Origin of the sequence: Candidatus Poriferisocius sp. (genome assembly GCF_965204145.1) — a bacterium.
In the GTDB taxonomy this organism is placed as follows: Bacteria; Actinomycetota; Acidimicrobiia; order Acidimicrobiales; family Bin134; genus Poriferisocius.
On the sequence record NZ_OZ241977.1, the window covers coordinates 95,572 to 118,667 of the forward strand.

General features: G+C 67.2%; 22 protein-coding genes and 1 tRNA gene. 18 read left to right on the forward strand and 5 right to left on the reverse strand.

Annotated elements, in window-relative coordinates:
* Positions 1 to 13 precede the first annotated feature (13 nt).
* The gene (locus ACOGI7_RS00365; protein ID WP_419849947.1) at positions 14 to 1,009 is read right to left on the reverse strand and encodes a polyprenyl synthetase family protein; all 996 of its coding nucleotides are present in this window, start codon (positions 1,007 to 1,009) and stop codon (positions 14 to 16) included.
* A 157-nt stretch (positions 1,010 to 1,166) separates the two neighbouring features.
* Here ACOGI7_RS00365 and ACOGI7_RS00370 point away from each other — a divergent pair, with 157 nt between their 5' ends.
* Both ACOGI7_RS00370 and ACOGI7_RS00375 read left to right on the forward strand, forming a co-directional pair.
* Positions 1,167 to 3,680 carry an ATP-dependent Clp protease ATP-binding subunit gene (locus tag ACOGI7_RS00370; protein WP_419849948.1) on the forward strand — a complete coding sequence of 838 codons (2,514 nt, stop codon included), beginning with the start codon at positions 1,167 to 1,169 and terminating at the stop codon, positions 3,678 to 3,680.
* A gap of 59 nt (positions 3,681 to 3,739) precedes the next feature.
* Entirely contained in the window at positions 3,740 to 5,161 is a 1,422-nt protein-coding gene (locus ACOGI7_RS00375; RefSeq protein WP_419849949.1) for a hypothetical protein, read from the forward strand.
* Between the two features lie 34 nt (positions 5,162 to 5,195).
* On the opposite strand, the gene hemB is transcribed toward ACOGI7_RS00375, so the two are convergent.
* Entirely contained in the window at positions 5,196 to 6,182 is a 987-nt protein-coding gene (gene hemB / locus ACOGI7_RS00380) for a porphobilinogen synthase (protein WP_419849950.1), read from the reverse strand.
* A gap of 59 nt (positions 6,183 to 6,241) precedes the next feature.
* On the opposite strand from hemB, the gene ACOGI7_RS00385 reads away from it, so the two are divergent.
* Genes ACOGI7_RS00385 through rlmB form a run of 4 tightly spaced genes read left to right on the forward strand, consistent with a single transcriptional unit; the run spans position 6,242 to position 8,895 of the window.
* Positions 6,242 to 6,892: a dienelactone hydrolase family protein gene (locus ACOGI7_RS00385; RefSeq protein WP_419849951.1), complete on the forward strand. Its 651-nt coding sequence runs from the start codon at positions 6,242 to 6,244 to the stop codon at positions 6,890 to 6,892.
* A 10-nt stretch (positions 6,893 to 6,902) separates the two neighbouring features.
* On the forward strand, positions 6,903 to 7,541 hold the full coding sequence (ispD, locus tag ACOGI7_RS00390; RefSeq protein WP_419849952.1) for a 2-C-methyl-D-erythritol 4-phosphate cytidylyltransferase: 639 nt from the start codon (positions 6,903 to 6,905) through the stop codon (positions 7,539 to 7,541).
* An 8-nt stretch (positions 7,542 to 7,549) separates the two neighbouring features.
* Positions 7,550 to 8,020, forward strand: coding sequence for a 2-C-methyl-D-erythritol 2,4-cyclodiphosphate synthase (ispF, locus tag ACOGI7_RS00395; RefSeq protein WP_419851536.1), 471 nt, complete (start codon positions 7,550 to 7,552; stop codon positions 8,018 to 8,020).
* Positions 8,017 to 8,895 (forward strand): 23S rRNA (guanosine(2251)-2'-O)-methyltransferase RlmB, encoded by an 879-nt coding sequence (gene rlmB / locus ACOGI7_RS00400; RefSeq protein WP_419849953.1) that lies wholly within the window; start codon positions 8,017 to 8,019, stop codon positions 8,893 to 8,895. The genes ispF and rlmB overlap by 4 nt, the downstream gene beginning before the upstream one ends.
* On the opposite strand, the gene ACOGI7_RS00405 is transcribed toward rlmB, so the two are convergent.
* Positions 8,892 to 10,031, reverse strand: coding sequence for a carboxylate-amine ligase (locus tag ACOGI7_RS00405; protein ID WP_419849954.1), 1,140 nt, complete (start codon positions 10,029 to 10,031; stop codon positions 8,892 to 8,894). The genes rlmB and ACOGI7_RS00405 overlap by 4 nt on opposite strands.
* An 83-nt stretch (positions 10,032 to 10,114) precedes the next feature.
* Positions 10,115 to 10,187: transfer RNA gene (locus ACOGI7_RS00410), tRNA-Thr, on the reverse strand.
* A gap of 109 nt (positions 10,188 to 10,296) precedes the next feature.
* Here ACOGI7_RS00410 and ACOGI7_RS00415 point away from each other — a divergent pair.
* The 3 genes from ACOGI7_RS00415 to ACOGI7_RS00425 are packed head-to-tail and all read left to right on the forward strand — an operon-like array spanning position 10,297 to position 12,254.
* Positions 10,297 to 10,557, forward strand: coding sequence for a DUF3263 domain-containing protein (locus ACOGI7_RS00415; RefSeq protein ID WP_419849955.1), 261 nt, complete (start codon positions 10,297 to 10,299; stop codon positions 10,555 to 10,557).
* Positions 10,558 to 10,578: 21 nt separating this feature from the next.
* Entirely contained in the window at positions 10,579 to 11,238 is a 660-nt protein-coding gene (locus ACOGI7_RS00420; protein WP_419849956.1) for a LytR C-terminal domain-containing protein, read from the forward strand.
* 29 nt (positions 11,239 to 11,267) lie between these two features.
* Positions 11,268 to 12,254 carry a glycerate kinase gene (locus ACOGI7_RS00425; protein WP_419849957.1) on the forward strand — a complete coding sequence of 329 codons (987 nt, stop codon included), beginning with the start codon at positions 11,268 to 11,270 and terminating at the stop codon, positions 12,252 to 12,254.
* A 13-nt stretch (positions 12,255 to 12,267) separates the two neighbouring features.
* On the opposite strand, the gene ACOGI7_RS00430 is transcribed toward ACOGI7_RS00425, so the two are convergent.
* The gene (locus ACOGI7_RS00430; RefSeq protein ID WP_419849958.1) at positions 12,268 to 13,164 is read right to left on the reverse strand and encodes a glucosyl-3-phosphoglycerate synthase; all 897 of its coding nucleotides are present in this window, start codon (positions 13,162 to 13,164) and stop codon (positions 12,268 to 12,270) included.
* Between the two features lie 57 nt (positions 13,165 to 13,221).
* Between ACOGI7_RS00430 and ACOGI7_RS00435 the strand changes: the two genes are divergently transcribed.
* The 9 genes from ACOGI7_RS00435 to ACOGI7_RS00475 all read left to right on the forward strand — a co-directional run bounded on the left by ACOGI7_RS00435 (position 13,222) and on the right by ACOGI7_RS00475 (position 23,068).
* A complete protein-coding gene (locus tag ACOGI7_RS00435; RefSeq protein WP_419849959.1) occupies positions 13,222 to 13,497 on the forward strand; it encodes a ubiquitin-like small modifier protein 1 in 276 nt (91 codons plus the stop codon).
* A 129-nt stretch (positions 13,498 to 13,626) separates the two neighbouring features.
* The gene (gene groL, locus ACOGI7_RS00440; protein WP_419849960.1) at positions 13,627 to 15,252 is read left to right on the forward strand and encodes a chaperonin GroEL; all 1,626 of its coding nucleotides are present in this window, start codon (positions 13,627 to 13,629) and stop codon (positions 15,250 to 15,252) included.
* Positions 15,253 to 15,287: 35 nt separating this feature from the next.
* Positions 15,288 to 15,758, forward strand: coding sequence for an FABP family protein (locus ACOGI7_RS00445; protein ID WP_419849961.1), 471 nt, complete (start codon positions 15,288 to 15,290; stop codon positions 15,756 to 15,758).
* 20 nt (positions 15,759 to 15,778) lie between these two features.
* Entirely contained in the window at positions 15,779 to 16,549 is a 771-nt protein-coding gene (locus tag ACOGI7_RS00450; RefSeq protein ID WP_419849962.1) for a formate dehydrogenase accessory sulfurtransferase FdhD, read from the forward strand.
* An 11-nt stretch (positions 16,550 to 16,560) separates the two neighbouring features.
* Positions 16,561 to 18,198, forward strand: a complete 1,638-nt coding sequence (locus tag ACOGI7_RS00455) for a thiolase C-terminal domain-containing protein (protein ID WP_419849963.1) — start codon at positions 16,561 to 16,563, stop codon at positions 18,196 to 18,198.
* Positions 18,199 to 18,244: 46 nt separating this feature from the next.
* A complete protein-coding gene (locus tag ACOGI7_RS00460) occupies positions 18,245 to 18,544 on the forward strand; it encodes a DUF1330 domain-containing protein (protein WP_419849964.1) in 300 nt (99 codons plus the stop codon).
* Between the two features lie 4 nt (positions 18,545 to 18,548).
* Positions 18,549 to 19,823: an ABC transporter substrate-binding protein gene (locus ACOGI7_RS00465; protein WP_419849965.1), complete on the forward strand. Its 1,275-nt coding sequence runs from the start codon at positions 18,549 to 18,551 to the stop codon at positions 19,821 to 19,823.
* Between the two features lie 15 nt (positions 19,824 to 19,838).
* Positions 19,839 to 20,537: a chlorite dismutase family protein gene (locus tag ACOGI7_RS00470; RefSeq protein WP_419849966.1), complete on the forward strand. Its 699-nt coding sequence runs from the start codon at positions 19,839 to 19,841 to the stop codon at positions 20,535 to 20,537.
* A gap of 143 nt (positions 20,538 to 20,680) precedes the next feature.
* Positions 20,681 to 23,068 (forward strand): ABC transporter substrate-binding protein, encoded by a 2,388-nt coding sequence (locus ACOGI7_RS00475; RefSeq protein ID WP_419849967.1) that lies wholly within the window; start codon positions 20,681 to 20,683, stop codon positions 23,066 to 23,068.
* Positions 23,069 to 23,096: the final 28 nt, after the last annotated feature.

Consider the following 23,096-nt stretch of genomic DNA (forward strand, 5'->3'; position numbering starts at 1 on the left):
GGCTGCCCGCGGCCTAGCGGTCGCCAAGGGGGATGCGGGCTCGGTCGATGAGGTGGTCGGTGGCCACCTGCAAGGCGGCGGTCGCAGTGGTGGGAGGCAGCGACTCCAGGCTGGCTGAGGCTTGGTTGACGTAGTCATTGGCCACGTCTAGAGCCTCTTCCACGCCGCCGCTGGTCCGCACCAGTTGCAGGGCCGAGCGGACGGTGGAATCTGACACCGTGGCACCCAGCAGCTCGAGAAGCTGCGGGCCGCAGTCGCTCTTCAGCGCTCGGATCACCGGCAGGGTGTAGATGCCCTCGTGCAGGTCGTTGCCCGACGGCTTCCCTAGGTGCTCGTCGGTGGCCACGATGTCCAAAATGTCGTCCACCACCTGGAAGGCCAGGCCGTAGAACCGGCCGAACTCGGTGAGGGTGTCGATCGTCGGGCGGTCCAATCCGGCCACCAGGCCACCGATGCGGCACGAGGTGGCCAGCAATGAGGCGGTCTTGCCCTCGATGGAGTCGGTGTAGGAGGTTTCGGTGCGGTCGGGGTTGCCGGTGTCTTGCAACTCCCGAACTTGGCCCTCACACAGCCGCCCGATGGTGGCGGCCAGCAGCCCGGCCACCTCGGTACCCAGCGATGCCGCAAGTTCCGATGCCCGGGCCAGCAAGAAATCCCCGGCCAGAATGGCCCGCAGGTTGCCCCACTTGGCGTTCACGCTGGCCACGTTGCGCCGCACCTGGGCCTCGTCCATCACGTCGTCGTGGTACAGCGACCCCAGATGAACCAGCTCCACCGCCACGCCGCCGGTGATCACGTCTTCTTCGGCCGGCGCCGGATCAGCCTGGGAGATGGCCGCCGATGCGATCACGAATCCCGGCCGCACCCGCTTGCCCCCGGCCTGGATCAAGTGACCGGCCACCTCGGTGAGGAAGGGGTCCTGGGTTTTCACCGAGTCCTCCAGCCGCAACTCCAGCCGGTCGAGGTCGCGCGCCATGGAGGGAATCAGATCGAGGGGGCTGCGAGCCACGCCCGTCAGCGTAGTGGCACCATCCCCAAATTCCCCCACCCAACGCCGGTTGAGGCCTTATCGGCAGCCCCGATCCCAGGTTCGGTTGGGGCTACGGGAACGAAATGGGGGGGTGGGGTGGTTACACTCAGAGTTGAACCCCTATCGGGAGATTGCCGTGTTCGAGAGATTCACAGATCGTGCTCGCCGTGTCGTTGTGCTGGCCCAGGAAGAGGCGCGCCTGCTCCACCACAACTACATCGGCACCGAGCACATCCTGCTGGGCCTCATCCATGAGGGCGAAGGAGTGGCGGCCAAGTCGCTGGAGTCGCTGGGCATTTCCCTGGAAGCGGTGCGCAACCAGGTGGAGGAGATCATCGGCCAGGGCGGGTCGTCCCCGTCAGGCCACATCCCGTTCACCCCCCGGGCCAAGAAAGTGCTGGAGTTGTCGCTGCGGGAGGCGTTGCAGCTCGGCCACAACTACATCGGCACCGAGCACATTCTGTTGGGCCTGATCCGAGAGGGCGAGGGCGTGGCCGCCCAGGTGCTGGTCAAGCTGGGGGCCGACCTGTCCCGGGTCCGCCAGCAGGTGATCCAGCTCTTGTCGGGTTATGGCGGCCCCCAGGGCTCGGGATCGCCGGATAAGGCCACCACTTCTCCCGGCGACCGCGGCGAGACGGGATCAGGTTCGCTGGTGCTCGACCAGTTCGGCCGCAACCTCACCAAGCTGGCCAAAGACAGCGGGCTCGACCCGGTGATCGGCCGGCAGCGGGAGACCGAGCGGGTCATGCAGGTGCTGTCGCGGCGCACCAAGAACAACCCGGTGCTGGTGGGCGAGCCCGGTGTGGGCAAGACCGCCATTGTGGAGGGCCTGGCCCAGAAGATCGCGGCCGACGACGTGCCCGAGACCATCCGCAACAAGCAGCTCTACACCCTCGACTTGGGCGCGCTGGTGGCCGGATCGCGCTACCGGGGCGATTTCGAGGAGCGCCTCAAGAAGGTGCTCAAGGAGATCAAGACCCGGGGCGACATCATCTTGTTCATCGACGAGCTGCACACCCTGGTGGGTGCGGGCGCGGCCGAGGGCGCCATCGACGCTGCGTCGATCCTCAAGCCCATGCTGGCCCGGGGCGAGCTTCAGACCATCGGGGCCACCACCCTCGACGAGTACCGCAAGCACTTGGAGAAGGACTCTGCGCTCGAGCGCCGATTCCAGCCCGTGAAGGTGGAAGAGCCCACCATCGCCCACACCATCGAGATTCTCAAGGGCCTGAGAGACCGCTACGAGGCCCACCACCGGGTCACCATCACCGACCAGGCGCTGGTGGCGTCGGCCAACCTGGCCGACCGCTACATCTCCGACCGCCATCTGCCCGACAAGGCCATCGACCTCATCGACGAGGCTGGGTCCCGCCTGCGCATCAAGCGGATGGACACTCCGACCGACTACAAGGACTTCGAGACGCAGCTCTCCCAGGTCATGGCCCAGAAGAAGAGCGCGGTGGAGCAGCAGGACTTCGAAGAGGCCGGACGGCTGCGGGACCAGGAAAAGGAGCTGCTGGCCGGCAAAGAGCAGATGGAGGAGGAGATCCGGGCCAAAGGCGTGGACCTGTTCGACGAGGTGGACGAGGAGGCGGTGGCCGAGGTGCTGTCCATCTGGACCGGCATCCCCGTCTACAAGCTCACCGAGGAGGAGACGGCCAAGCTCCTGCGCATGGAAGACGAGCTGCACAAGCGGGTTGTCGGCCAGGAGGACTCCATCAAGGCGGTGTCGCAGGCCATCCGCCGCACCCGGGCCGGGCTCAAAGACCCCAAGCGGCCCAGCGGGTCGTTCATCTTCCTGGGCCCGTCGGGAGTGGGCAAGACCGAGCTGGCCAAGACGCTGGCCGAGTTCCTGTTCGGCGACGAGCAGGCCCTCATCGCCCTGGACATGTCCGAGTACATGGAGAAGCACACCGTCAGCCGCCTAGTGGGCTCGCCGCCGGGCTACGTCGGCTACGAGGAGGGCGGGCAGCTCACCGAGGCGGTGCGCCGCAAGCCGTTCTCGGTCGTCCTGTTTGACGAGATCGAAAAAGCCCATCCCGACGTGTTCAACACCCTCCTGCAAATTTTGGAGGAGGGTCGCCTGACCGACAGCCAGGGCCGGTCGGTGGACTTCCGCAACACCGTTTTGATCATGACCTCCAACCTGGGCACCCAGAACCTGCGCAAGGCCAACCTGGGGTTCACCAAGGCTGACGAGGCCATCACCTACGAGCGCATGAAGGAGAAGGTCACCGACGCCCTCAAGGACCACTTCCGCCCCGAGTTCTTGAATCGCATCGACGAGGTCATCGTGTTCCACGAGCTGACCCGCGAAGAGGTGACCCGGATCGTGGATTTGATGATCAAGCGGTTGCAAGACCAGCTTGAGGCTCAGGGCATCGGGCTGGAGCTCACCGAATCCGCCAAGGTGTTGCTGGCCCTGCGGGGCTACGACCCCACGTTGGGGGCTCGCCCGCTGCGCCGGGCCCTTCAGCGGCTGGTGGAGGATCCGCTGTCGGAGCGGCTTCTGTGGAAGGAGTTCCGAGCCGGCGAGACGATTCTGGTGGACGCAGAGGACGACCCCGACGAACCCGGCTCCGAGCGGATCTGCTTCCGAGCGATCGAGGGTTTCGAACCGCCCCCGGTGGAAGAACTGGCCGGCGCATAATCGACATGCCCGTGTGGGTTCGAAGGGGGGCCGCGAGGCAACGGGCTGGCGTGTCTGCAATGGCCAAGAGGGGGGCGCTCCTTCTTGTGCTGCTTCTGGGGCTGACCGCCTGTCAGATCGACATCGAGGTGGGCATCGGCTTCAACGAGGACGGCTCCGGGGTGGTCACGGTTGACGTGGCGCTGGACGAGCAGGCCATGGCGCTGAACCCCGACATCACCTCGCTGCTGTTGACCGACGACATCGAGAATCCGGCATCGGGGTGGTCGTACAACGAGCCCCGAATCGACGAGCAGGGCCGCACCAGCTTCTCCGCATCCAAGCCCTTCGGCTCTCCCGAGCAGCTCGAGTTGGTGCTGGCCGAGATCTTCATCTCTGACGACGTGTTCCGGGACTTCACCTTTGAGCGCGACACCTCATTCGCCAAGATCGACTATCGCGTGACCGGGGTGGTCGATCTGTCGGACGGCATGGACCTGTTCACCGACCCCGAGCTCACTGATCGCCTGGGCGGCGAACCCTTCGGCGAGCCGACCCCCGACTTGGAGAGCGCCTTGGAAGGGGTCACCATGCGGGTGGTGCTGGACTTGCCGGTGGGTCCCGAGCGGGAGGAAATCCTGGAGTTCGGGGGAGACCGGGCGACGCGCCTTGAGATGACCGCCCAAGATGAGAGCGGAACGGCGGTGGTCCTCCGATGGGTGGCCTGGCTGGCATTCGCTCTGGTGGGCCTCTCGGTGCTGATCGCCGTGGCCGGCTACCTGTTGGAGCGCCGGGCCCGCGACCGCAGCATCGACCCGACGGTGACTCAGGAGACCCTGGCCCGGACCACCGGTTCCGCTCCGGCGCAGCCCCCGCCCAAACGGTTGCGGATGGTGGTGTTGAACCCGCTCGGTGTGCTGTTCGAGCCGGCCGACGAGCCGGCCAAGCTGCTGGCTTCTTTTGCGGCCGAGCGCGGCATTGAAAGGGACGACGAGGAAGTGGAGCAGCTCCACCACCAGGCGGTATTGGGCCGGATCACCCCGGGAGAGCTCTGGTCTGGGCTTGGTTTGGACGACGATCCCGCCGAGCTCACCGAGCAGTTCTTGGACCAGTACACGGTGCGCTCTGGCGCCCGGGACTTTGTGACCGAGATGACCCGCCGCGATCTGCCGGTGGCCTGTCTCACCAACGACATCTCCCCGTGGTCGTCGGCTCTGCGGGATCGGCTCGGTATGGAGGGCGTGGACACCTGGATCGTGAGCAGCGATGTGGGGGTGTGCATGCCCGGGCCCGGTATCTACGAGGCATTGCGCCGCACCACGTCGGTGCCCTACGAGAACTCGCTGCTAGTGGATGTGGTGGCCGAGCATCTCGACGCCGCCCAGGCGCTGGGCATGTCTACTGCGCTGTTGGCTGATGCCCGTCCCAAAGCAGGCGAGGCACCCGGCCACGCCGTAGTGACCAGCTTCTCCGACTTCTTCCGCCGCCGACCGCGTTCTTAGCCCAGTAGCTGGGCTGTCTGGACGGCGAAGTACGTCAGCTCAGCAGTTCGGCAGCCTGCGTCGCAAAGTAGGTGAGGATGACGTCGGCGCCGGCGCGGCGGATCCCGGTGAGGGTCTCGGTGATGATGGCCTGTTCGTCTAGCCAACCCGATGCCGCAGCCGCCTTGACCATGAGGTACTCGCCGCTCACCTGGTAGGCGGCCACCGGCACCACCGAGACCTCGGCGAAGCGCCTCACCACGTCGAGGTAGGGCCCGGCCGGCTTGACCATGACCATGTCGGCGCCCTCGGCGATGTCCAGCTCCATCTCCCGCAGAGCCTCCCGGCTGTTGCCCGGGTCCATCTGGTAGGTCTTCTTGTCGCCGGAGCGGGGAGCCGAGTCGAGCGCGCCCCGGAACGGCCCGAAGAACGCCGAGGCGTACTTGGCGGTGTAGGCGCAGATGCCCACCTCGGTGTGGCCGTGGTGGTCGAGCGTCTCCCGTATGGCTCCCACTCGGCCGTCCATCATGTCACTGGGGGCCACGATGTCGGCCCCGGCGTCGGCGTGGGTCAGGGACTGGCGGCACAGCACGTCCACGGTCTCGTCGTTCACGATGGTGCCGTCGGGGGCCACGATGCCGTCATGGCCATCGCTGTTGTAAGGGTCGAGGGCCACGTCGGTCATCACTACCGTGTCGGGGTGGGCGGACTTGATGGCCCCGATGGTCTGGGGGATCAGCCCGTCGGGGTTCCAGGCCTCGTCGCCGGTGGGGGTCTTCAGATCATCGGGAGCGGCCTCGAACAGCACCACGGCCTGGACCCCCAGGTCGGCGGCCCGCCCCACCTCGCCCACCAGCCCCTCGACGCTCCAGCGGTTCACACCGGGCATCGAGTCGATTGCCTCGTCGGGGCCCCGGTGTACGAACAGAGGCAGCACAAAGTGGGCCGGGCTGAGCTCGGTCTCGCGCACCATGTCCCGAATGGCCGGGGTGCGACGGTTGCGCCGGGGCCGGGCGGTGAGCTCCAAATGCGGGTGGGCCATGCCCCCAATGCTCCCATCTCTGCTCCTGTCGCGCACTGCCGGTGGGCTAAACAAGGGCCATGCGCATCGAGTTGTCGACGGGAACGGCGGCTGAGCTGGTACGGGTGGAGGGGGCTGAGCGAGGACTGGTGCTGATCCCCGACCTAATGGGGCTGCGGCCCCTGTTCGACGACCACGTGGCCCGCTTGGCCGCTGAGCAGGGATGGACGGTATGCGCTCCCCAGGTATTCGCCGGCCGAGAACACCTGGTGGCCGAGGAGCGGATGGCCGCAGTTCGCGAGCTGGTGGACGACGAGGTGCTGGCCGACGTGCTGGCTGCGGCCGACGCCACCGAGTGCGAAACGGTGGTGCTCACCGGGTTCTGCATGGGCGGCATGTACACCATCAAGGCCGCAGCCACCGGGCGGTTCCACCGGTCGGCCGCCTTCTACGGGATGATCCGAATACCCGACGACTGGAAGGGCCCTGGCCAGGGGGAGCCGCTCGAGCACCTGGCCGCAGGAGAGCCGTGCCCGCTCTTAGCGATCATCGGCACCGAAGATCCGTTCACGCCGCCCGACGACGTGGCCGCCCTAGAGGCGGCCGGTGCGGTGGTCGTGTCCTATGAGGGGGCCGATCACGGTTTTGTCCACGATCCGGTCCGCCCCGCCCACCGGCCCGATGATGCGGCCGACGCCTGGGCTCGGGTCATCGAGTTCCTGAGCGAGTAGAGGCCCGGCGATGACGGACCGGCTCTCGGTTTGGACGGTCATTGTGGCCGCGGGCTCGGGCACCCGCTTCGGAGGCGCCAAGCAGTACCTGGAACTGGCTGGCGCCCGAGTGGTGGACCGCAGCGTGGCTGTGGCCGCCAAGGTGAGCGACGGGGTGGTCGTGGTGGTTCCCGCCGATGACGTAAGCGCCGAATCAGCCCGTTTGACCGCCACCACGGTGGTGGCCGGAGGGCCGAGCCGGGCCGCCTCGGTCCGCAACGGGTTGGCCGCGGTGCCCCACGACGCGGCCATTGTCTGCGTCCACGACGCGGCCCGCCCGCTAGCTGGCGCCGATGTGTACCAAAGAGTCATCGACGAGGTGCGATCAGGTGCGGCTGGGGCGGTACCGGTGGTGCCGGTAACCGATACCATCCGCAGCGTGGATGGGGGAGCGGTGGACCGCAGCACGCTGCAAGCGGTACAGACCCCGCAGGCCTTTCAGGCCGAACTGCTGCGGATGGCCCATGCCGACGCCGCCGAGGCCACCGACGATGCCAGCTTGGTGGAGGCAGCCGGCCATGCCGTAGTTGCAGTGGAGGGCCATCCCCGCAATATCAAGATCACCCATCCCGACGATTTGGCCGCCGCCGAGGCATGGTTGGCGACATGAGCGGGGAGATGCGAGTCGGCCACGGGTTCGATACCCACCGGTTCAGCGACGACCCCGACCGGCCCTTGATCCTGGGCGGGGTGCGGTTCGAGGGCGTACCGGGCTTGGTGGGCCACAGCGACGGTGACGCCGTGGCCCATGCGGTGACGGACGCCCTGTTGAGTGCGGCCGGGCTCGGCGATATCGGTGTGCTGTTCCCCGACACTGACGACAAGTGGGCCGGTGCCGACAGCCTTGGATTGCTGGCCGATGCCGTGGCCCGGCTGGGCGACGCCGGCTGGCGGGTGGTGAACGCCGACTGCACGGTGGTGGCCGAGGCCCCCCGCATCGCCCCCCGGCGGGATGAGATGCAAGCCCGACTCAGCGAGGTGATCGGGGCCCCGGTCATGGTGAAGGGCAAGCGGGCCGAGGCAATGGGAGCGCTGGGGCGGGGCGAGGGCCTGGCCTGCTGGGCGGTGGCCCTCATCGAGCGCCAGTGAGCGCGCAAGGACCGAGGGGCGGCAACCGGCGAGGTCGGGGCGGCGGCCCCAACAGGGGCGCCAACCGGAGCCAGGGTAAGGGCCGACCCCCAGGCGACCATCAGCGCAGCCGCCGCCAACAGGCCGGCTTGGGCGGCGACCGGGTGGAGGGCCGCCAAGCGGTGCGAGAGCTGCTCCTGGCGGGCACCCGCCCGGTGCGCGAGGTTGTGGTGGCCGCGGGGCAGAACCCCACCGGGGCGTTGGCCCAAGTGATGGAGTTGGCCGCCGAGCTGCGGGTGCCCGTCAAAGAGGTGGCCCGCTCCAAGTTCGAGTCGATGGCCAACACCGAGGCCCCTCAGGGCGTAATCGCCCGGGCCGCCCCCCTAGCCGAGCACGATCTGGAGGAGTTGGCCCGTCCCCCCGATGGCCGCCCCCCGTTCTTGCTGGTGATCGACGGTGTCACCGATCCGGGCAACGTGGGGGCCGCCCTGCGCACCGCCGAGTGCGCCGGGGTCACCGGGGCGGTGCTGGGACGCCACCGCTCGGCCCACATCACCCCCGCCGCCGCCAAAGCGGCCGCGGGGGCCATCGAGCACGTACCGATGGCGGTGGTGCCCGGCATCCCCAACGCGCTGGCCCGCCTGTCTGAGCTAGGGGTTTGGACGGTGGGCCTAGACGTGGCCGCGCCCACCTCGGTATACGAGATAAGCGTGGCTGCCGAGTCAGTGGCCCTAGTAGTGGGCAGCGAAGGCCGAGGCCTGTCCCGCCTAGCCCGCCAACGCTGCGACGTAGTAGCCGCCATCCCCCTGAAAGGACACCTAGCCTCCCTAAACGCCGCCGCCGCCGTAGCCATAGGCACCTTCGAAGTAGCCCGCCACCGCCAGGCTGACCGCTAGGGCTGGGGTGGGGCGAGGGTGTCGGTGATTAGGGTTTGGGCTACGGCGTTGAGGGCTTCGGCTTCGGTGGCGCCTTCGGTGAGAGCCTCGTTGTATACGGCTAGTTGGCGGTCGGCTGAGGTGCCGCGTTGGCAGATGGTGCGGGCGTGCTCCACCTCTTTCACGCAGTCGAGGGCTTCGGCGTCGGGGCGGACCAGTTCGATCATCTCCTCCACCAGGTCGGGCATCGGCACCATTTCGCCCTTGCCGAAGTCGATGAGGCGGTCGCTGATTCCGTAGCGCTCGGCCCGCCACAGGTTCTCCGACACGAGGAAGTTGGCGTAGCTGCGCCACCGGCGGTTCTCCACTTTGAGCCTCCACAGCATCCGCAGCAAACAGACGTACATGGCGGCCACGGCCACCGTGTCCTCCATCCTCGTGGGCAGGTCGGTAACTCGCATCTCCAGGGTGGGGTAGCGCTCCGACGGGCGGATGTCCCACCACACCTTGGTGGAGTCCTCGATGACCCCGGCCTTCACCAGCACGTCCACGTGGCGCCGGTACTCGGCCCACGAGTCGAATTTCTCCGGCAGCCCAGTGCGGGGCAGCGACCGGAACACCGCCATGCGGTAGCTCTTGAGGCCGGTGTTTCGGCCCTCCCAGAACGGCGACGAGGTGGAAAGGGCCAGCAGGTGGGGCAGGAAGTAGGTGACCTGGTTCATCAAGTCCACCCGCAGGTCGGGGTCTTCGATGCCGACGTGGACGTGCAGGCCGGAGATGACCAGCCCCCGGGACACGCCTTGGAGATCGTCAGCCAGGGCCTGGTAGCGCTCTCCCTCGGTCACCTTCTGCTGGTGTGGGCTGGCGAACGGGTGGGATGACGCCGCGATAGGGGCTAGCCCGTAGTCGGCGGCGGCCTCGGTGACGGCAAGGCGCAGAAGCCCGATGTCGGCCCGCAGGTGCTTGAAGTCGGTGCAGATGCCGGTGCCGATCTCAAGCTGCGAGCTGAACAGCTCCCGAGCGACGAGACCATGGTGCAGGTCGGCCACCTTCTCCAGGATCCCGGGCGGCTGCTCGGTGATCAGGGCGCCGCTCTCCCGCTCCACAAGGAGGTACTCCTCCTCGATCCCGATCGACCAGGCCGGTTCCTCTGCCACTGGAACTCCTCTCCAACAACTACTGCGAGGCTATGTGGCTTTGACGTGTCGAGGCAGCTTCACACCGGCAGGCATTCAATTTGAGCCCGAGACAGGAATCGAACCTGCGACCTGCTGTTTACAAGACAGCTGCTCTGCCGACTGAGCTACTCGGGCGCTGGGCTTTGTTGGCGGGAGGCTGCTCGAGCCGCCCGATTAAGAGCATAAGGGCTGCCGTTTGGGGAGGGTGCTTGAATAGCGCCTAGTGGTGGGTAACGCTTGTGGAATGGCTCTCACGAGAAGAGATCGGGCGATCTTGGATTTTGAGCGCACCTGGTGGCAGGAGACCGGGTCGAAGGAGGCTGCGATTCGCGAGCGTTTCGAGCTTTCCACTACCCGTTACTACCAGCTGCTGAACGAACTATTGGAAGAGGCGGATGCAATGGAGTACGACCCGATGGTCGTACGGCGTCTGCGGCGCTTACGCGATCGCCGCAGACGGTCGAAGTTCGGCCAGACCTCGGTCGGCCGACAGCCGTCGCGGTAACAGTCCGGAGCCAGAGGCAATATGGAGTCGAACCGAGTTCCCAACAACCAGATGGCGCTCAAAGGAGTGGTGCTGGTTCTTGCCCTGATCGCCGCGGGCGCATTCGTCCTAGCCCGCGGCCTTGATGACGACGACGACGATTCCTCACCCGTTGCCACTCAGCCAGCGCCCGAGGCGACCATGGAGGCCGAGGAGATCCCAGACCCGGTGGAGACACCGGCAGATAGCAGCGACGCCCCCGCGGCCCCTGCCCCTGAGCCCGAGGTGACCCAGGCCCCCGCCACCGCCACCGAGACCGAGCCCGTTCCTGAAGTGACCCAGCTGCCCGCCGTTTCTCCAGATGAAGAGCTGGAGTGCCGCGATCCGTCCACCATCGGCGTGATGGTGGCCAATGGCACCGATGTGACCGGAGCAGCTGGTCGGCTCTCGGGCGAGTTGAACGCGGCCAACTACGTGACGCTGCCCCCGCACAATGCCAGTCCCCAGACGGGCTCGGCCTTCTACTACCGGGCCGGCTACGAAGTCGACGCCCAGTGCATCGCCAGGCTCTTGGGCGAAAGCGAAAAGCCGTTGTGGCTGATGCCCGATCCTCCTCCCGGAGGCCTCACCCTCGAAACGCTGGGCAACGCATTCGTCCTTATCCTGATCGGACCCGACAGCCTGGCCCAGCGCCCTGGCTGACCGTCGGACAGCCTGAAGGCTGCGACTGCATGCATATCGTTGCCGCCCCCGACAAGTTCCGGGGAACGGCCACGGCTGCCCAAGTCGCCGATGCCGTAGCTTTGGCCGCCGAGCGGGCGGGGGCGACCGCCGATACCGCTCCCATGGCCGACGGGGGCGAGGGCACGCTCGAGGTGGTGGGCGGTGCCAACCGGACAACGACGGTGACCGGGCCCCTGGGCGACCCGGTGGAGGCGCCGTGGCGTCTTCACCGTCACACTGCGGTGATCGAGATGGCCCGGGCCTCGGGCCTGGCCCTGGTAGGAGGGGCCGAAGCCAACGATCCCTTGGGAGCCACCACCTACGGGACCGGGGAGCTGATCGACGCCGCGGTTGAGCGAGGAGCCCGGCGGGTGTTGGTGGGGGTGGGGGGCTCGGCCACCACCGACGGCGGCCTGGGAGCATTGCGAGCGCTGTACCCCACGCAACGGCTCAGGGGGGTGGAGCTGGCAGTGGCTTGCGACGTGAGGACCCGATTCACTGACGCCGCCGAGGTGTTCGGGCCTCAGAAAGGAGCCAGCCCATCGCAGGTGGAGCTGCTGCGCCGGCGTTTGGAGCGGCTCAGCCAGGTCTATGCCGAGACGTACGGGGTGGAGGTGGGCGATCTGGAGGGCTCGGGGGCCGCGGGCGGTCTGGCTGGCGGTCTGGCGTGTGTCGGCGCCGAACTCTGCAACGGCTTCGAGTTGTTGGCTGAGGAGGTCGATCTGTACGGCCGAATCGAGCGGGCCGATCTGGTGGTGACCGGAGAGGGCGCTTTGGACGCCACATCGGTCCAGGGGAAGGTGGTGGGCGGGGTGTTGGACATGGCGGTTGCCGCCGGGGTGCCAGTGCTGACCGTGGTGGGAAAAGTGGACGACCCTGCCCCGGCGGTGTGCGGGGAGCTGGTCAGTCTCAGCGATCGGTATGGCACCGATGCGGCGATGGCCGACACCGTCCGATTGGTCAGCGAGACGGTCTACGACTTTCTGGCCTCGTAGCCGCGCCGCACGCTCAGTGGGCTTGGCGGAAGTAGCCGGTGACTTCGATCAGGGGCGGGCGCTCTTGCATGGTGATCTCGGTGTCGCCCAAGCCGGGACGCCGCAGCGTGATGGCCGTGTTCACCAGGGTGCGGTCGGCCCGATGCAGGGCCACCTGCATGACCTCGGTGGCCTGGGACGACAGCTCGTGCAGCGGGCGATTGCGGTGAAGGCGGGTGCCCAGGTCCACCTGGGCGATGGCGTCGTAGCCCGCCAGCCGCCACACGTCGATGAGCAGCCCCATCTCCACGCCATACCCCTGGACGAACGGCACCCGCTCCAGCAGGTCCCGCCTCCCGGCGTACTCCCCGGCGAGCGGTTGGACGATGTCGTCCAACTCGGGGAACAGAAGGGCGATGAGCGGCCGGGCCACCAGCTCGGTGGTCCGGCCACCGCCTCGCTGGTCGGCGCCCACTGGGCGGTGGTAGAAGCCCTTGCAGTAGCCGATGGAGTTGTCGAGCAGCAATGGCCCCAGCAAGCCGGAGATGAAGTGGGGGCCGAAGTTGGCCACATCGCTGTCGCACCACACCACGATGTCGCCAGTGGACGCGAAGAGTGATTTCCACAGGGTCTCGCCCTTGCCGGGCTGGTTGCCGAGGTGGGTGAGCACGTCGGAGCACGCCACGACCGTCGCCCCGGCATCCTTGGCCACCGCCGCGGTGCGATCAGTGGAGTGGTCGTCCATCACGATCAGCTCGTCTACCAGGCCCAGCTTGTCCATGAGCTCGGCGCGCACCACCTCCACGATGGCTCCCACAGTTTCCTCCTCGTTGCGAGCGGGCAAGCAGACCGACACCGTGGTCGAGCCCTTGTGCTCGGCAAGGTCGGGGGCCGAGAACTCTGCGGCGGCGAATCTCCGCCGCCCGGTCACACTGACCTCCGGTATACGAGTCGTTTCCAGAGCTTCATCCGAATAGCATCATGGCCTATGAGCGTGACCGTGCGGATACCGACCACCCTGCGTCCCCTGGCGGGAGGGGCGAGCGAGGTCACTGTCGAGGGCGGGACAGTCCGCGACGTGATCGCATCGCTGGATGCCACCCACCCCGGATTCATGGATCGCCTGATCGACGAGTCGGGCGGCTTGCACCGGTACGTCAACCTGTTTGTGGACGACGACGACGTGCGGTTCGCCGATGGTCTGGCAACGTCGGTTCCCGACGGCCAGACGGTGGCCATCGTTCCCGCGGTGGCTGGCGGCTGATTTCTCACTACTCAGAGTTTGGCGTTTCGCGCCCCCCTCGGTAACCTTTAGCAGTCTCATACTGAGAGTGCTAAAGGTCGGCAGCAAGAGTCGGCAGAGCGCCGAAAGTACAAAAGGGAGTGTTCGAGGATGCCCAAGATCATCTCATTCGATGAGCAGGCCCGGCGCGCGCTGGAGTCGGGAATGAACCAGCTGGCCGACGCCGTGCGGGTCACGCTCGGCCCCAAGGGCCGCAACGTCGTTCTGGAGAAGAAGTGGGGCGCCCCCACGATCACCAACGACGGCGTGTCCATCGCCAAGGAGATCGAGCTGGAGGACCCCTACGAGAAGATCGGCGCTGAACTGGTCAAAGAGGTGGCCAAGAAGACCGATGATGTGGCCGGCGACGGCACAACGACCGCCACCGTGCTGGCCTGGTCGATGGTGCGCGAGGGGCTGCGGAACGTGGCTGCCGGGGCCAACCCCATGTCCATCAAAAAGGGCATCGAGTCTGGGGTTGACGCTGCGGTGGGGGCAATCCACTCCCAGTCGGTGGATGTGTCCTCTGACAAGGCCCAGATCGCCAACGTGGCCGCCATCTCGGCCGCTGACGCCGAGATCGGCGAGCTGATCTCCGAGGCCATCGACAAGGTGGGCAAGGACGGCGTGGTCACCGTGGAGGAGTCGCAGACCTTCGGCTTGGAGTTGGACTTCACCGAGGGCATGCGCTTCGACAAGGGCTACATCTCCCCCTACTTCGTGACCGACGCCGAGCGGATGGAGGCCGTGTTGGACGAGCCCTACATCCTGTTCGTGGGGTCGAAGATCACCGCGGTGCGCGACATCGTCCCGGTGCTGGAGAAGGTGATGCAGGCGGGCAAGCCGCTGCTGATCATCTCCGAGGATGTGGAGGGTGAGGCTCTGGCCACGTTGGTGGTGAACAAGATCCGGGGCACCTTCAACTCCACCGCAGTGAAGGCACCGGGCTTCGGCGACCGCCGCAAGGCAATGCTCCAGGACATGGCCATCTTGACCGCTGGCCAGGTCATCAGCGAAGAGGTGGGCCTCAAGCTGGAGAACACCACACTCGACCTGCTGGGCCGGGCCCGCAAGGTGGTCATCACCAAAGACGAGACCACGATCGTGGAGGGCGCGGGCGACCGCAGCGACGTGGAGGGCCGCATCTCCCAGATCAAGGGCGAGATCGACAACACCGACTCCGACTACGACCGGGAGAAGCTGCAAGAGCGCCTGGCCAAGCTCTCGGGCGGTGTGGCCGTGCTCAAGGTGGGCGCTGCCACCGAGGTGGAGCTCAAAGAGAAGAAGCACCGCATCGAGGACGCGGTCAGCACCACCAAAGCGGCCATCGAAGAGGGAGTGGTCGCGGGCGGGGGCGTGACCCTGCTGCGGGCCCAGGAGGCAGTGAACAACGCGGCAGAGAGCCTGTCGTCCGACGATGAGGCCACCGGTGCTCGCATCGTGGCCAAGGCATTGGAAGGGCCGCTGGCCCAGATCGCCGTCAACGCCGGCCTCGAGGGCGGCGTGGTCGTTGAGCGGGTCCGCAACCTGGAGGGCAACTCCGGGCTGAACGCGGCCACCGGCGACTATGAGGACCTGCTGACTGCGGGGATCATCGATGCGGCCAAGGTCACCCGCTCGGCACTCCAGAACGCCGGCTCCATCGCCGGGCTGTTCTTGACCACCGAGGCGGTCGTGGCCGACAAGCCCGAGGAGAACGGCGGCATGCCCGGCGGCATGCCCGACATGGACTTCTAGCCCAGAAACACGGGCAACGGCGGTAACGTCGTTGTATGGCCGAGCTTCATCCGGCATGCGCACCGCTCGCGTTCCTTCTCGGCACGTGGCAGGGCACCGGCACCGGGGTGTATCCCACCATTGAGGATTTCTCCTATGCCGAGGAGGTTTCCTTTGCCCATGTGGGAAAGCCGTTCGTGGCCTACGCGCAGAAGACCAAGGACTCCGGCACCGGCCTGCCCCTCCACGCCGAAGCCGGATACCTGCGTCCCCAAGGCGACGGGCGAATCGAGCTGGTGCTGGTGCAACCGTCGGGGATCGCCGAGGTACTGGAAGGCACGGTGGAGGACTGCGACATCCGACTGGCGTCGACCGCGGTTCTGGGCACCCCCTCGGCAAAGCCGGTGACCGCCACCGAGCGGCGTTTCTGGGTGGATGGCGAGGTGCTGCGCTCCTCGGTGGCCATGGCGGCGATGGGACTGGAGCTCCAGCACCACGTGGTCTCCGAGATGTATCGGCTGTCATGACCCGAGGCCGGTCCCAGCGAGTGTTGGTTCGTCATTGGGACGGGAGCAAAGAGCATCGGCGTCCTGACGACCTCGTGGTGGAGGAGCCTCTCACCATTGAGCTCGACGATGTGACCGTCACCACCACCATGCGCACGCCGGGACACGACTTCGAGCTGGCCGCCGGCTTCTGCTTCACCGAGGGCCTCTTGGGCGACGCCTCGGTGACGTCGATTCGGTACTGCGCCACCGAGCCGGCAGCCGACACCGAGTTCAACCTGGTGACAGTGGAAACCGACGGCGCCCCGCCAGCCACCCCCCGCCTGGGCTTGACCACCTCGGCGTGCGGACTGTGCGGGGCCGAGAGCATCGAGGCGCTGCGGGAGCGGCTCAGTCCCCTGCCCGCGAGCGGGCCGCCCATGTCGGCCGACGTGCTGTCTGGGGTGCCCGAGCGGGTGCGGGCCTTCCAAGATCTGTTCGGCACCACCGGGGGAGTGCACGCCGCGGCTTCCTTCGGGGCCGACGGCCAGCCCACCCTGGTGCGAGAGGACATCGGCCGCCATAACGCGGTGGACAAGGTGGTGGGCCGGATGCTGTTGGACGGCAACCTGCCCGCCAGCGGGCTGGGGCTGTTTGTGAGCGGCCGGGCGTCGTTCGAGATGGTGCAGAAGGCGTGGGCGGCGGGATTCGGGGTGCTGGTGGCGGTGAGCGCCCCCTCGGCGCTGGCCGTGGAGACGGCTGCGGCGGCCGGCTTGCGTCTGGCCGGGTTCGTGCGCGACGGCCAACTCAACTTCTACTCCCCGTCTGCATAAGAATCCTGGGCATGCGCCCCCTGCCCAAACTCACACCCGAAAATGAGTTCTTCTGGACCGCCGGGGCCGACGGCGTGCTGCGCTTTCAGTACTGCGAGTCCAGCGGCCGCTACCTCCATCCCCCCGGGGCGGTGTGCCCGGGTTGCGGGGAGCCGCCCGAGATCAGGGAAGTGTCGGGGCGGGCCACGGTGGTCGGGGTCACGGTCAACTACCAGCCGTGGCTGCCCGACATGGAGGTTCCCTATGTGATCGGGCTGGTGGCCATCGAGGAGGACCCCCTGGTGCGCCTCACCACCCTCATCGTGGATGCCGAGCCCGACGACGTGGTGATCGGCCTGCCGGTGTCAGTGCGCTTCGAGCAGCACAAGGACGTGTGGCTGCCGGTATTCGCCCCCACGGGCGAGCCGGCGGTTGCGGCGGACGAGTACCCGGAGCCCGCTCCGGCGCCGGTGCGGGCCATGCCGGTTTCCGACAAGTTCGAGTCGAAGGTGGCCATCACCGGGATCGGGCTGTCGGAGGTGGGGCGACGGTTGGGCCGCGATCCCATGGGTCTGGCCGTAGAGGCATGCCAAGCGGCGGTGGCCGATGCCGGTCTCACCATGGACGACATCGACGGCCTGTCCACCTATCCGGGCGGCGGCGCCAAGGACGGCGGCCACTCCGAAGGCGGCATCTACCCGGTGGCCGACGCCTTAGGCATCGCTCCCACCTGGTTCTGCGGCACCATGGAGACCCCCGGCCAGAGCGGCGCGGTGGTCAACGCCATGCTGGCGGTGGCCGCCGGCCTGTGCCGCCACGTGCTGTGCTTCCGCACCGTGTGGGAGACCACATCGATCGCCTGGGGGAATCGCCAGAACACCGGCGTGGGCGGGGGAGCGCGCATCTCAGGGGAGATGGAGTGGCGGCTGCCCTATGGCGCCATGTCGGCGGGCAACTGGATCGCGCTCATGGCCAGCCACTACTTCCACCGCTACGGCGCCACCCGGGAGCAGCTGGGGTGGATCCCGGTGACCGAGCGGGCCGGGGCGGCCCACAACCCGGTGGCCATCTACCAAGAGCCCATGACCATCGACGACTACCTGGACGCCCGCATGATCACCACCCCGTTCGGCCTGTTCGACTGCGACGTGCCCTGCGACGGCTCCACCGCCCTGGTGGTGTCGGCAGTGGACGCCGCGGCCGACGGCCCCCACCGGCCGGTGCTGGTGGAGGCGGTGGGCACCCAGATGCGCGAGCGGATGTCGTGGGACCAGGGGACGCTGCTGCACGAGCCCATGGTGAACGGTCCCTCGGCCCACCTGTGGAGCCGCACCGATTTGAAGCCCGCTGATGTGGATGTGGCCCTGCTGTACGACGGATTCAGCTTCAACGCCCTGTCGTGGCTGGAGGGCCTGGGCTTTTGCGGCAAAGGCGAGGGGGCCGCGTTCGTGGAGGGCGGCACCCGCATCGCCCGCGACGGGGAGATCCCCCTCAATCCCCATGGAGGCCAGCTCTCGGCCGGGCGGCTCCACGGCTACGGGTTCCTGCACGAGGCGGTGACCCAGCTCCGGGGCCACGGGGGCGGACGACAGGTGGACGACGCCGAGGTAGCGGTGGTCAGCACCGGCGGCGGCCATCCGGGAGGCGCGTTTATTTTTGTGCGGGGATGAACTGGCCTCTTCGTCCGGAGCTGATCCGGTCTGCTAAAAGTGGGCCATGGCTGCATACATCATCGTCAATTATCAGGTCGACAACCCCGAGCTGTACGGGGAGTACATGCAGGGCGCGGCGGGCGCTCTGGGCATCGGCGACGGCGCCGAACTGGTTGCCTTCGACACCGAGTCGGAGGTGGTCGAGGGCGACACCGCTGGCCACCAGACAGTGGTGATCAAGTTCGACTCCAAAGAGAAGGCCCGCGAGGTGTGGGAGTCCGACGCCTACACCGCGGTGGTCGGCAAGCGCCACGACGCCACCAGCCGTCACTTCGCTGTGCTGGTGAACGGCTTCGGCGACTGATCGGATGGTCGGGATTCGGCGGGGAATCGCGGTCTCGGTCGCGGCCGTCGCCTTGATTGCTGCCGCCTGCGGGGGCGGTGACGACGGTCAGGACGGGGTAACGGCAATCCCCTCGGCTCCGGCGACCGAGCCGACCGCTGCACCGGTGGCTCTGCCATCGGACGTTGCCCCAGAGCTGGTGATCGGGCGAGTGCTGCCCGAGACCGGCTCGCTGGCCGCTTCGCTCGGCGGCGCGCTGATTGCCGGCGTCGAGTTGGCGGTGGACGACATCAATGCCCAGGGGGGCAATGTCAAGCTGATTGCCGGCGACTCGGGCACCGACCGGCACGTGGCCCCTGAGACGGTGAACCGCCTGTTGGGCGAGGGGGCCCATGTGATAATCGGGGCCGGCGCATCGGGGGTGTCGCAGTCGATTATCCAAACGCTGTACGACACGCAGATCCCCCAGTGCGCCGCGTCCAACACGTCGCCGTCGTTCAGCACCCAGGCCAACGCCGAGTTCTACTTCCGCACGGTCACCGTCGCAGTGGGCGAGTCGCAGGTAATGGCCAACAGCATGGCCTCCCAGGGCGCTACCAAAGTGGCCATCGCCAACCGGGCCGACGACTACGGCACCTCGCTGGCCCGGCTGCTGGCCGACGACCTTGCCGAGTTGGGGGTGGCCTCCCAGACCGTGACCTTCGATCACGATGCTCCCAGCTTCGACGCCACCGTGGCCGAGATTGTGGAAATGGGGGTGGACGCTGTGGCCCTCATCGCCTTTGAGGAGGGCATCACCATCACCCGCCGGCTTATCGAGATGGGTGTGCCTGGCTGGGCCATCCATCTCACGGCCGGGCAGTTCGACTTCGGTATGCCCGAGCGGGTGAACCCCACCGACCCGACGGTCGTCGACGGGCTGCGGGTGCAGAGCCCGTCTGGTAGTGAGGAATTCAACCAGCGGGTGTTCGAGAAGACCGGGGGCAACGCCATCTACGGGGGACAGGCCTACGACTGCGCGGTGATCCTGGCACTGGCCGCGCTCGCCGCTGGCGGAGTAGACGGCCCAGGGATCATCGCAGCAGTGCCCGAGATCACCCGCAACGGCCAGAAGTGCCGCTCATATGGAGAGTGCGCCGAACTGGTGGTTCAGGGAGTCGACATAGACTACGACGGCGTGTCCGGGCCATTGGAGATGGACGATGTCGGCGACACCACAGTAGGCCGCTACTTGCTCGCCGAGGTCCGCGACGGCGAGTTGGAAGTGATCGAGACTGTAGATGTCACCATTGATCAATGAGCGGGTTTTCGGCCCATGAGTGAGCACCCGGCACCAGTTGAGCCGTCCATAGGGATCGGGGTCGTCCATCTGTTCGGCAAGCTCGGCCCGACAGGTGACCACTCCCGGCAGAAGCGGGACATCAAACGGGCCGTCGAGAACGCCGAGTTCATGGGGGTCCAAGTGGTGACGGTGGCCGTGCTCGGCCACAAGGCCGATATCGGGTTTATGGCCTTGCATGCTGATCTCTGGGAACTGCGGGACTTCCAGACAGCTCTAAGCAAGGCTGGACTCGACATCGTGGACTCCTACGTGTCGCTCACCGAGCTGTCGGAGTACGCCGCCGGACTGCCGGAGGAGACCAAGCAGGCTCGGCTGTATCCCCAGCTCCCCCCTGAGGGGAAGCCGGCGTGGTGCTTCTACCCCATGTCGAAGCGGCGCAACCCTGAGCAGAACTGGTACGAGCTGCCGTTCGAACGCCGCCGGGAGCTCATGTACGAGCACGGGGCCACCGGCCGCACCTTTGCCGGGCGGGTGCTGCAGCTCATCACCGGCTCCACCGGCATCGACGACTATGAGTGGGGTGTGACCCTGTTCTGCACCCACCCCGACGACCTCAAAGAGGTGGTGTACACCATGCGCTACGACGTGGCGTCGGCCCGCTACGCCGAGTTCGGCCCCTTCTACACCGGCATGGTGGCCCCGATCGACGAGGTGCTCAACCAACTCCTGTAGTTATCGGTGGCTAGTCCTTTCTCGTGAGACAGCGGCTGCTGTAGCCTGAAGGGTCGAAACTGCTACTCATCTGATTGCAGGAGGGGAAAATGGCGGAGAAGTTCTGGACTCGGTTGATTGCTTTTCTGGCAATAGTTGCGCTGGTGGCAACTGCCTGTGGCAACGATGACAGTGACGATGAGGCGCCAGGGGCCGAGCCCGCCGAGACTTCCGAAGCAACCCCCGCCCCTGACCCAGGAGAAGGCGGCGATGAGGAGCTTGTCATCGGGTCGATGATGCCGGAAACCGGCGCGCTGGCCTTCTTGTCACCGCCGATGATCCGCAGCATCGCCCTGGCGGTGGAGGACATCCAGGCGGCCGGCGGAAACGTCCGGCTGCTAACCGGCGACACCGGCACCGATCCCGATGTGGCCCCTGAGGCGGTGAACCGGCTGCTGGGCGAGGGTGCCCACGTGATTGTGGGGGCGGCCTCCTCGGGCATCTCGCAGTCGTTCATCCAGACGCTGTACGACGCCCAGATTCCTCAGTGCTCGCCGTCGAACACATCGCCGTCGTTCAGCACTCAGGCCAACGCGGCGTTCTACTTCCGTACCGCGCCGCCCGATCAGGCCGCCGCGCCGGTGCTGGCCAATCTGATTGCGGCCGATGGGGCCACCAACGTGGCCATCGTGGCCCGCGCCGACGACTGGGGCATTGCCCTGTCTGCCCTGCTGGCGAACAGCCTGGCCGAACTGGGAGTGGCTTCCGAGATCATCTCCTATGACGAGGAGGCTTCGGCCTTCGATGCCACCGTCGACCAGGCCACTGGCATGGGGGCCGACGCGGTGGCGCTGGTCTCCTTCGCCGAGGGCGCACAGATCATGCGGGACCTCTTGGAGGCCGGTGTGCCGCCCAGCGCCATGTACGGACCCGACGGCATGTACGACCCGGGGTTGCCCGATCTGGTTGATCCGTCCAATCCGAATGTGGTCGACGGATTCACCGCCATCACTGTGGGCAACACTGCGGGCCAGGCTGGCGATGACTTCGAGGCCCGTTTGGTGGCGTTGATCGGGGATGAGGAGGGTGTGGCCTTTGCCGGCAACTCCTACGACTGTGTGATCGTGATGGCCCTCGCGTCGCTGGCGGCCGGCTCCACCCGGGGCCCCGACATCATCGCCCAGGTTTCCGCGGTCACCTCCGGTGGCGAAAAGTGCTTCTCCTACCGCGAGTGCGCTGGTCTTTTGTCCGATGGCGCCGACATCGACTACGACGGTGTGTCCGGGCCGCTGGAGCTCGACGAGGTGGGCGATCCGAGCTTTGCCCGCTACCAAATCGGCCAGTTCCAAGACGGCGAGCTGGCCGAGATCGGCACCCAGGACGTGAATCTGGATGATCCCTCCGGCGCCGCGCCGGACGCCCCGAGCGCGGCGGGCCAGCCTGAGTTGGTGATTGGGCGGGTTATGCCAGAAACCGGCGCGCTGGCCTTTTTGTCTCCGCCGATGGTGGAGGCGGCCCGGCTAGCCGTCGAGGATGTCCAGGCCGCGGGGGGCAACGTCCGGATGCTGACCGGTGATACCGGCACCGATCCCGATGTGGCCTCCGAGGCGGTGAACCGGCTGTTGGGCGAGGGTGCCGATGTGATCGTGGGAGCGGCCGCGTCGGGCATCTCCCAGTCGTTCATCCAGACGCTGTACGACGCCCAGATTCCGCAGTGCTCGCCATCGAACACGTCTCCGTCGTTCTCTACCCAGGACAACGCCACCTTCTACTTCCGAACCGTGCCGCCCGATCAGGCGGTGTCGCCGATCATCGCCAACGTGGTGGCCGCCGATGGGGCCACCAACGTGGCCATCGTGGCTCGGGCCGACGACTACGGCAACGCGCTGGCTGACCTGGTCAAAGCCGGTTTGGAAGATCTGGGGGTGTCCTCCGAGGTGGTCTCCTACTCCCCGGACGCGCCCAGCTTCGACGACACGGTGACCGAGGTGCAGAGCATCGGGGCCGACGCAGTGGTGCTGATTGCCTTCGGTGAGGGCGCGGGGATCATCCGTGGCTTGCTGGAGGCCGGGGTGCCGGCCCGGGCCATGTATGGATCCGATGGGCTGTTCGACCCGGGCCTGCCCGGCCAGGTCGACCCGTCGGATGCCGGGGTCATCAACGGCATGCAGGTGATCGCCGCCGCGGGCGGGACCGACTTCAGCGCACGGCTCAGCGAGTACACCGGGGCCAACCTGAGCTATGGCGGCCAGTCTTACGACTGCGTGATCGTGATGGCGCTGGCTGCGCTGGCCGCCGGCTCCACCGCCGGCCCGGACATTATCGCCCAGGTGCAGAACGTCACCGGCGGAGGGACCAAGTGCTACGACTACGGCGAGTGCGCTGGCCTGTTGGCCGAGGGCACCGACATCGACTACGAAGGCGTGTCCGGCCCGCTTGATCTCGACGATGTGGGCGACCCCACCTGGGGCCGCTACATCATCGCCCAGTACCAGGGCGGCGACCTCGTCCCCATCGACAGCCAAGATGTGGACGTAACCACCCTGGGCTGACGGAGCATCGGACCGGGGGTCGCGCGGA

Excerpts from the sequence above, each read along its gene's own strand:
- ACOGI7_RS00375 (WP_419849949.1), top strand. The coding sequence starts at position 3,740 with ATGGCCAAGAGGGGGGCGCTCCTTCTTGTGCTGCTTCTGGGGCTGACC.
- hemB (WP_419849950.1), bottom strand. The coding sequence starts at position 6,182 with ATGGCCCACCCGCATTTGGAGCTCACCGCCCGGCCCCGGCGCAACCGT.
- ACOGI7_RS00385 (WP_419849951.1), top strand. The coding sequence starts at position 6,242 with ATGCGCATCGAGTTGTCGACGGGAACGGCGGCTGAGCTGGTACGGGTG.
- ispD (WP_419849952.1), top strand. The coding sequence starts at position 6,903 with ATGACGGACCGGCTCTCGGTTTGGACGGTCATTGTGGCCGCGGGCTCG.
- ispF (WP_419851536.1), top strand. The coding sequence starts at position 7,550 with ATGCGAGTCGGCCACGGGTTCGATACCCACCGGTTCAGCGACGACCCC.
- ACOGI7_RS00415 (WP_419849955.1), top strand. The coding sequence starts at position 10,297 with ATGGCTCTCACGAGAAGAGATCGGGCGATCTTGGATTTTGAGCGCACC.
- ACOGI7_RS00420 (WP_419849956.1), top strand. The coding sequence starts at position 10,579 with ATGGAGTCGAACCGAGTTCCCAACAACCAGATGGCGCTCAAAGGAGTG.
- ACOGI7_RS00425 (WP_419849957.1), top strand. The coding sequence starts at position 11,268 with ATGCATATCGTTGCCGCCCCCGACAAGTTCCGGGGAACGGCCACGGCT.
- ACOGI7_RS00435 (WP_419849959.1), top strand. The coding sequence starts at position 13,222 with ATGAGCGTGACCGTGCGGATACCGACCACCCTGCGTCCCCTGGCGGGA.
- groL (WP_419849960.1), top strand. The coding sequence starts at position 13,627 with ATGCCCAAGATCATCTCATTCGATGAGCAGGCCCGGCGCGCGCTGGAG.
- ACOGI7_RS00445 (WP_419849961.1), top strand. The coding sequence starts at position 15,288 with ATGGCCGAGCTTCATCCGGCATGCGCACCGCTCGCGTTCCTTCTCGGC.
- ACOGI7_RS00455 (WP_419849963.1), top strand. The coding sequence starts at position 16,561 with ATGCGCCCCCTGCCCAAACTCACACCCGAAAATGAGTTCTTCTGGACC.
- ACOGI7_RS00460 (WP_419849964.1), top strand. The coding sequence starts at position 18,245 with ATGGCTGCATACATCATCGTCAATTATCAGGTCGACAACCCCGAGCTG.
- ACOGI7_RS00465 (WP_419849965.1), top strand. The coding sequence starts at position 18,549 with ATGGTCGGGATTCGGCGGGGAATCGCGGTCTCGGTCGCGGCCGTCGCC.
- ACOGI7_RS00470 (WP_419849966.1), top strand. The coding sequence starts at position 19,839 with ATGAGTGAGCACCCGGCACCAGTTGAGCCGTCCATAGGGATCGGGGTC.